5 protein-coding genes are annotated in these 6,080 nt (G+C 65.9%); 3 read left to right on the top strand and 2 right to left on the bottom strand.

The genetic code is table 11. From position 1 onward, the window contains the following. Nucleotides 1-2,253, bottom strand: a 2,253-nt coding sequence (locus tag RMO81_RS00240; RefSeq protein WP_310473715.1) for a helicase-related protein, incomplete at its 3' end; no start/stop codon positions are given. A gap of 467 nt (nt 2,254-2,720) precedes the next feature. Here RMO81_RS00240 and RMO81_RS00235 point away from each other — a divergent pair. Genes RMO81_RS00235 through RMO81_RS00225 form a run of 3 tightly spaced genes read left to right on the top strand, consistent with a single transcriptional unit; the run spans nt 2,721 to nt 5,401 of the window. Further along, the gene (locus RMO81_RS00235) at nt 2,721-4,211 is read left to right on the top strand and encodes a peptidoglycan DD-metalloendopeptidase family protein (RefSeq protein WP_310473714.1); all 1,491 of its coding nucleotides are present in this window, start codon (nt 2,721-2,723) and stop codon (nt 4,209-4,211) included. Nucleotides 4,212-4,247: 36 nt separating this feature from the next. After that, the gene (locus RMO81_RS00230) at nt 4,248-4,919 is read left to right on the top strand and encodes a methyltransferase domain-containing protein (protein WP_310473713.1); all 672 of its coding nucleotides are present in this window, start codon (nt 4,248-4,250) and stop codon (nt 4,917-4,919) included. A 53-nt stretch (nt 4,920-4,972) separates the two neighbouring features. Next, nucleotides 4,973-5,401 (top strand): DUF3429 domain-containing protein, encoded by a 429-nt coding sequence (locus RMO81_RS00225; protein ID WP_310473712.1) that lies wholly within the window; start codon nt 4,973-4,975, stop codon nt 5,399-5,401. 117 nt (nt 5,402-5,518) lie between these two features. Here RMO81_RS00225 and RMO81_RS00220 read toward each other — a convergent pair. Next, nucleotides 5,519-6,080: class I SAM-dependent methyltransferase (locus RMO81_RS00220; protein WP_310473711.1), on the bottom strand; the 562-nt coding region annotated here is incomplete at its 5' end.

Raw genomic sequence — 6,080 nt, 5'->3', positions numbered from 1 at the left:
CAGCACATTGGCAGGCGCTTCCACGGCTTCACCCGACAGCGAGACCCGGCCTGGTGCCGGCAGCGGCGGCAGGCTGGTCAGGTCGCTGGCCACCGCCCACAGGGCCAGGCGCCAGCGCGTCGGTTCGGGGCGCAGCAACGCCGGCACGAACAAATGCAACGGCCCCATCCGGACACCGCAGCGGCTCAATGCCTGACGATCGGTGCGGGTCACGCCCACCAGTTGTTCGGCAACATCCTCGCGGGCCAGCACGCCCAGCCCTTCGACCAGTTGCACGATCAGGCCGCGCGCCGGAGCGGAAACCTCCGCGCGCAGCGCCTGCACCCGGGCCAGCGGCGCCGCAACAAGGGCAATGGCCTCACCCACAAAACGTTCCAGCCGTTCTGCCACGCGGCGGCGATCATCGGGCCCAAGCGCGGTGATCGCACGATCAAGCTCGACCCGCGGCGCCAGCGCATCGCGGCCCTTGCGCAGCGTTGCCACCCGCGCGCCCTGCCACAACAGGCGCGGCGGCAGGCTGCCGTCAAAATCCAGTGAAAACGCGCTGTCTTCGGCTTCGGCCAGCTGCTTGGCGCGGGCAGCGAGTTCACGCGACAGATGGCGCTCGGCCGCCGCCAGCAACAACCGCTGCTCGCCGGCCCGCGCCGCCGCATCGGCGGTAAAACGGAAACCGTCCAGCCGGCCAATCATCTCGCCGTCGACAGCAACGCCCCCATCGGCTTCGATCAGCACATGCGCCGACACCCCGCGCGCTTTCAGATCCTTGAGCAGCACAGCCGTGCGGCGATCGACGAACCGCTGGGTGAGCGCGCCGTGCAGCGCATCGGACAGGCGGTCTTCCAGTGCGCGCGTCCGCTCCGCCCACAAGACCGGATTGTCGACCCAGTCCGGCCGGTGGGCCACATAGGTCCAGGTCCGTGCTGCCGCAATGCGATCGGCAATCGCCTCCACATCACCGGTGACGCGATCGAGATGCGCGATTTCGGCCGCGATCCACGCATCCGGCAAGTGGCCGCGGCCTTCGGTCAGATGACGGAACACCCGGCCCACCAGCCGCGTGTGCGCCTCCACCCCAGTCTTGCGATAATCGGGCAGGCTGCACGCCTGCCACAGACGGATCAGCCCACGCTCACCCAGCATTCGGCTGTTCGCGCGTTCCATCACCCAGGGTTCACCGGCCAGGCGCTTGAGCACGCCCATATCAATGGCATCATCGGATCGCACCAGTTCGGGGCGGAACGGCCGTTCGTCCATGGTGGCGACCAGCCGCGGCAGGCTGGAAAAGTCCAGATCGGTGTTGCGCCACACCAGATGCGTCAGCGGCTCGAAGCGATGCTCTTCCAGGCCCTCGATCTCTTCAGGGGTGAAACTGCAATTGGCCACGCTGCCCAGTTGCACCGTGCCGAACGTGCCATCGCGCTGGTGGCGGCCGGCGCGGCCAGCGATCTGCGCCATTTCCGACAGGGTGAGCCGGCGCTGGCGCTTGCCGTCGAACTTGCCGAGCGCGGCAAAGGCGACATGGGCAATATCCATGTTCAGCCCCATGCCGATGGCATCGGTGGCGACGAGATAATCGACCTCGCCCGACTGATACATGGCCACTTGGGCGTTGCGGGTGCGCGGCGACAATGAACCCATCACCACCGCAGCCCCGCCCTTTTGCCGGCGCAGCATTTCGGCGATGGCGTACACTTCGGCGGCCGTGAAGGCGACGATGGCGGTGCGGCGCGGCAATCGCGACAATTTCTTCGGCCCGGCATAGGCCAATATGGAAAAACGCGGCCGGGTGATGATCTCGGCGTCGGGGATCAGCTTGCGGATCAGGGGCCGCAGCGTTTCCGAACCCAGGATCATGGTTTCGGCATAGCCGCGCGCCCGCAACAGCCGATCGGTAAAGACATGCCCACGTTCGGGATCGGCGCCCATCTGGCCTTCGTCGATGGCGACAAAGGCCACCTCGCGGTCCAGCGGCATCGATTCGACTGTGCACAGGAACCAGCGCGCGCCCGGCGGCACGATCTTTTCCTCGCCAGTGATCAGCGCAACCGAGGCTGCGCCCTTGGCCGCCACAACCTTTTCATAGACTTCGCGGGCCAACAGCCGCAGCGGGAAGCCGGTGATCCCACTGGTGTGGCCGCACAGGCGTTCGACAGCCAGGTGGGTCTTGCCGGTGTTGGTGGGGCCGAGAACGGCGGTGACGCGGCTGTTGCCGGTGGTGGGCGAAGCCCCAGAAAAGATGCGGTCCCGGTTCACTCGGCTGATCTGGGGCGCGGCAAGCGCGGCGGCAAGGGCCTGTGGCAATCGGTCAGGGAACTACTAGCCTGGAACAAACCGGCTTGGGAACAATCGGAACTTGGGCCGTTCGGGCCCATCCGTTGCTGGTGATTTTGAGGCCACCTCATCATGTACAGCCGGCTCGGTTGTGCATGGCAATGAAGGTGACACGACTGAATCTGCGGCGCAAGTGACCGTATAATGACGGCGGCTCATCGCGGTTGACTTGTCCCCAGATTGTTGTCGGATTGACACGGCGACTCGAGAGGGGCAAATCAACCACAGATAGGTCGGAAATGAATTTATCCGGCAAGAACCGATAGTTAACCGTTTGTAAAGATGGTTTGACCGTTGGGTTTGGGGGAATGGGTTTGTATCAACCGGGTCTTCAGCCGGCAGTCGGAGGCAGCATCGCGCTGCCGGGACCGCTGTTTGTGCCCCATTCTGTGCCGCATTCTACACCGGCCGCGCAGATTGCTCGCGCTGGCCAGGCCCTTGCCCGCACCGCTGTTCGCGCCGCTGCCGCCGAACGCCTGCGACTGGCAGATGATTGGCAACGACTGCGCCGCGCTACCGCACAGGGCGATATTGATCTGGATCTTGGTTCCGCCATCGGCAGCCGCCGCTGGTGGATGAAACTGACAGCCTGCACGGCGCTGCTGGGTGGCGCGATGTGGGCCGGCAGCCTGGTGCCGCCGATCCATGAGGCCGTTCCGACCCCGTTGACGCCGGCCCAGCATGACGAAGCGCAGGCCTATGCCATTGCGCCGCTGGTGTTTGGCGGCGTTTCGGGCGCAACGCCACGCGTTGATCCGCGCCAGCTGCGCCCACTGGCCGAAGCGCCGGAACGGCCGCGCGTGGAACGCAGCGTGACCATCGGCCAGCGCGGATTGTCCGGCGCCCTGCGCAACGCCGGGGTTGGCGCTGGCGATGTCGCCGAGGTGAACCGCCTGCTGGCCGGGCTGAACCCCGGTGGCAGCGCCCGCGCCGAACTGGTGCTGGGCCGGCGGGATTCAAAATCGGTGCCGCGGCCGCTGGAAAGCCTGGCCCTGCGGGCTGCCTTTGACCTGCGGGTCGAAATCAACCGCTCCGAAACCGGCCTCAGCCTGAAACGCATTCCCATCAAAGTCGATTCAACCCCGCTCAGGGTCAGCGCTCCGGTGACCGGCAGCCTCAATCGGGCGCTGCGCAGTGCCGGCATCCCCGGTGGGCAAGCCGCCGAATTCATCAAGCAGATGCGCCACGTTGTCGATTTCCAGCGCGGTCTGGGCAAGGCTGATCGTTTCGACATCGTCATCGAACAGGATCGCGCCGAAACCGGCGACGTGCGGCACGGCAAATTGCTGTTCGGCGCGCTGGCAAGGCAGGGCAAGAACCCGGTCGAGATCGGCCTGTGGAAGGGCGAATATTACCAGGCCAGCGGCGAAGGCGTGAAAAAGGGCCTGATGAAGACGCCGGTTGATGGCGCCCGCATGTCGAGTGGCTTCGGCATGCGTCTGCACCCGGTGCTGGGCTTCAGCCGCATGCACAAGGGGGTCGATTTCAACGCCGGTCATGGCCAGTCCATCATGGCGGCCGGCGGCGGCACGATCAGCTTTGCCGGCTGGCACGGCGGCCACGGCAAATATGTGATGGTCCGCCACAACAAGGATCTCGCCACCGCTTATGCCCATATGAGCCGCATCGATGTGAAGCCGGGCCAGCGCGTGGGCCAGGGCCAGCGCATCGGCGCGGTGGGTTCAACCGGCCTGTCAACCGGCGCGCACCTGCATTACGAAGTGTGGCTGCGCGGCAAGGCGGTGAACCCGGTCTCCCTGCGCTTCATCGGCGGCGCCGAACTGGCCGGGCGCGATCTCAACGAATTCCAGCGCCAGATGAACCGCTGGCGCGCGCTCGACAGCACTGGCGCTGCGCCAAAGTCGAAACCCGCTGGCTGACATTTTTTGGCCATGCTGCGCTGGCAAGGAGGCCCGGTGACTGGCCCCGCCCGCCATTTCCTCCTGCTTGTCTGCCTGCCGTTGATGGCTGCAGCCGCCACCTTGCCGCGCCCGCAGCGCCCGGTGGCCAAAGTGGTTTCCACCGCCTGGGGCGAAGAAGCGGCACGAGACAAGGCCGGCGAAGCCGCCGATGTGATCCGCATCGCCGGCATCAAGACCGGGATGGCCGTGGCCGATATCGGCACAGGCGGCGGATATTATGTGATGCGGGTGGCGCCGGTGGTGGGGCCGCAGGGCCGGGTGTTTGCGCAGGATCTGTCGCTGACCGTACTCGACCGGGTGCGGCAGCGGGTGAAGGCTGCCCGCCTGACCAATATACGCTATGTGCAGGGCCGGCAGGCCAGCGCCCGCCTGCCCGCCGCCAGCGTGGATGTCGCGCTGATGATTCACATGTACCATGAAATCGAACAGCCCTATCTGCTGCTCGATCGCCTGCGCGGCAGCCTGAAGCCGGGCGGCCGGGTGGTGGTCGTCGATCTTGACCGGCCTTCGGAAGAACATGGCATGCCCAAGGCGCTGCTAGCCTGCGAAGTGAAGGCCGTGGGCTATGAACTGGTCAGCATGGCCGATATCACGCAGGGCTATGTGGCGGTGTTCCGTCCCGGCGTGCGGCCTCGTCCCGAAACCGTGAAGGCCTGCCGGGGCTAAGGGGGCGACGTGCCGCATTTGCTGCCAAACCCAAGCATGACAGGCATTCATCCATGACGAAAACGCCGCCGATCGTGCTTTTTTATGGCCGTGCCGGGCTGATCCCGTTCCTGGCGCCGCCGCTGGCCACACTGGCATTTCCGGATTTCCGCTGGCAGTTCACCGAAGCCTTGCTGTGGTGGGCGGCGATCATCCTGTCGTTTCTTGGCGGCGCGCGCTGGGGCACGGCGGTGCAGAGCGCGCAGCCAAACTCTGGCCTGATCGGCCTGGCCATGCTGCCCAGCATCATCGGCTGGCTCGTGCTGCTGGCGCCGCCCAAATATCGCATCGCGCAGCTTCTGGTGCTGGCTGCGGCGCTGCTCGTCCATTTCATCTGGGATTGGACCGCCCGCAGCCTGCCCGGTTGGTATGGCCGGCTGCGCCTGCTGCTGACCACGGGCGCCGTCGCCGGGCTCGGCTGGCAGGCGGCGTTACAGGGATGAACCCTCGCCAGTTTTGACAGTTTTTCCGCATTTCGTGCGTTTTCGACCGCCAACATCCCGGATTTTCAAAGAGCGCCAAATCCGGAGTCTAGCCGGTAACGGCGCTGTAGGACAGACTCAGTTACTCCAGCGGGCGAAGATGGCGGTGGGCAGCAACAGCCCGCGGGTTTCCTCGCGGATGGCCATGTCACCCACTTCGATGCTGCCGCCGCGTGAACCGATCGCCTGTTCAACCAACGGGTGCAGCGCCAATGCCGACATGCGAATGGCATAGACGGTGAGCACGAAGAAGCGCGCATCGTCCGCCAGCAGTTGCCGGGCCAGATCGACCAGTTCCGGCAGGTCGCGTTCCAGCTGCCAGATCTCGCCATCGGGGCCACGGCCATATTTGGGCGGATCAAGGATCAGGCCGTGATATTTCGCGCCGCGCCGCACTTCGCGGCGCAGGAACTTCAGCGCATCATCGATGATCCAGCGCACCGGCGCCTCGGCCAGGCCCGACAGCGCGGCATTCTCGCGGGCGGCCGCCACACTTTTCTTGCTGGCATCGACATGCGTCACCGTCGCGCCGGCGCGGGCCGCCACCAGGCTGCCAACGCCGGTATAGCCGAACATGTTCATCACCCGGTCGCCAGGCTTGATACGGCTGGCCAGCCAATCGAACTGGCCGCCCATATCG

It is taken from the genome of Sandarakinorhabdus sp., assembly GCF_031422795.1.
Classification (GTDB): domain Bacteria; phylum Pseudomonadota; class Alphaproteobacteria; order Sphingomonadales; family Sphingomonadaceae; genus Sandarakinorhabdus.
Note: the sequence above shows the minus strand (reverse complement) of the source record. Positions and strands in the feature narration are given on the sequence as shown.